General features: G+C 42.0%; 2 protein-coding genes and 2 pseudogenes. 3 read left to right on the top strand and 1 reads right to left on the bottom strand.

The window, feature by feature from the left end:
* The 3 genes and pseudogenes from PX484_RS06055 to PX484_RS06045 all read left to right on the top strand — a co-directional run.
* Positions 1-172: pseudogene (locus PX484_RS06055) on the top strand (cryptochrome/photolyase family protein); the annotation flags it as partial.
* A gap of 211 nt (positions 173-383) precedes the next feature.
* Complete coding sequence (locus tag PX484_RS06050; protein WP_002802447.1) at positions 384-725, top strand: translation initiation factor; 342 nt, start codon at positions 384-386, stop codon at positions 723-725.
* Positions 726-734: 9 nt separating this feature from the next.
* Entirely contained in the window at positions 735-1,202 is a 468-nt protein-coding gene (locus PX484_RS06045; RefSeq protein WP_043997989.1) for a TspO/MBR family protein, read from the top strand.
* A 365-nt stretch (positions 1,203-1,567) separates the two neighbouring features.
* On the opposite strand, the pseudogene PX484_RS06040 reads toward PX484_RS06045, so the two are convergent.
* Positions 1,568-1,736: pseudogene (locus PX484_RS06040) on the bottom strand (precorrin-4 C(11)-methyltransferase); the annotation flags it as partial.

The raw sequence follows: 1,736 nt of genomic DNA, 5'->3' as shown, positions 1-1,736 counted from the left end.
TTACTGGGATTTTTTGGCACGACATCGAGAAAAATTAAAATCCCAAGGTCGAGTTAATATGATTTTAGGTCATCTCGATCGAATGTCGGCAGCTGAACTTAATCAAATGCGCTGCCAGTCCAACCAATTAAGAGCTATCAGCAGTCAGGAGTCAGGAGTCAGTAGTCAATAGTCGGGAGATTATAGCGTTTTTCACACCTGTGTGGTACATTTAAACTTTTGCTGATTAAGCTTTTCAACATCGATAATGTACCTCTTGCAAACAGGAAACGCTATATCTTTATTTATTCTCCCTTCTCCCCACTTCATAATTCATAATTCATAATTCATAATTCCCATCTCCCCACTTCCCCAAACCCCAAACCCAGTATGATAATTGCTATATGAGTAAATCAAAGGAAAAAAACCGGATTGCCTATCAGGAATTTGGAGATCAAAGCAATTCTCAGGCTTTTGAGCGTTCCATTCCCGAATTACCCCCGAATCAGCAGAATTTGCGAGTACAAACCTCCCGATCTGGTCGGGCGGGAAAAACCGTTACCATAGTTACAGGTTTTCAATGCCAAACCGAAACTCTGACGAAATTATTAAAACAGTTAAAAACTGCTTGCGGAACGGGTGGTACAGTTAAAGAAAATGCCATTGAGATCCAAGGAGATCATCGCCAAAAGATCCTACAAATTCTCATTGAATCGGGTTACAAAGCCAAAATTAGCGGAGGATAGCTAAAAATGATGATTCCCTCTTGGTTGCTTATCGGTGTCGTCGGATTTTTGGTAGCGTTAGCTGGGGGATTACTCAATTCTCGCGATGTGCGTTGGTTTGCGCGTTTGCGTCGTCCCGATTGGTTAACCTTTGAAGGATTAATCCCTCTTATCTGGACAATTATCTATATTTGTGGGGCAATTTCTGCTTATTTAGTCTGGGAAGCTCAACCGGCTAATCGCTGGTTTTTGATGGCTTTTTATCTGTTGGTGGAATTGACTATTACTGCCTATACTCCCGTCACCTGTAAACTACGCAGTCTCAAAGCGGGAACGATTATCGGAGGTACGGGTTTTTTCTTGGGTTGTCTTCTGGTGCTATTGGTTTTCCCTGTTTCTTCTTGGGCGGGCATCCTACTCTTACCCTACCTGATTTGGAGTCCGATCGGTACCTATGTGACTTGGGAAATGAGTCATCTCAATCCTCGGGATGTATAGACAGGTAAAGTGGGATGGGTTAAAAATTAACACATCCCACAGATATTATTGCCATCTACCAACTTTAAAATCTAGACTGTTTTTTTTGCTCTAACTCGCTCTACCCTGCGAGGAATGGAGCAATCAAGGAAGTTAGGAACCTCTTGACGACAGTGAGGACAATACCAGTAGGCACGACTAGCCACAAGGTGACGAAGGGTAATTCCCGAACAAATAGGGCAGCTGTGCATGGATTGTTAGACTAATTTTAAACGTTTTTAAAATTGTCCTACCTCCTGAAATAATCTTAAACAAAATCGCCGCTCTTTAACTCTAACTTTAGGTAGAAACTGGGTATTTCTTTCGGTACATTTCCCAGAAAATACCTAAGAATGAGGACGGAAAAGATGGGAATGTTGCGGGTGATAAAGTTGCGATCGAGTTCCTGTAATCTGGTTTAAAGCGGGACTAATTAGATAAAGGGTAGTTCTAGTTAAATTTTCCCGATGGGTTAATTGGGCCATCTCTGACAGGGGGACAACCCAGATTTTTTCG

This window comes from Microcystis sp. M49636_WE2, assembly GCF_030065375.1.
Taxonomy (GTDB): Bacteria; Cyanobacteriota; Cyanobacteriia; order Cyanobacteriales; family Microcystaceae; genus Microcystis; species Microcystis aeruginosa_C.
This window is presented reverse-complemented; position numbering and strand designations above follow the sequence as displayed.

What these genes read in the sequence shown, in the direction of transcription:
- PX484_RS06050 (WP_002802447.1), top strand. Translation starts at nt 384, where the DNA reads ATGAGTAAATCAAAGGAAAAAAACCGGATTGCCTATCAGGAATTTGGA.
- PX484_RS06045 (WP_043997989.1), top strand. Translation starts at nt 735, where the DNA reads ATGATTCCCTCTTGGTTGCTTATCGGTGTCGTCGGATTTTTGGTAGCG.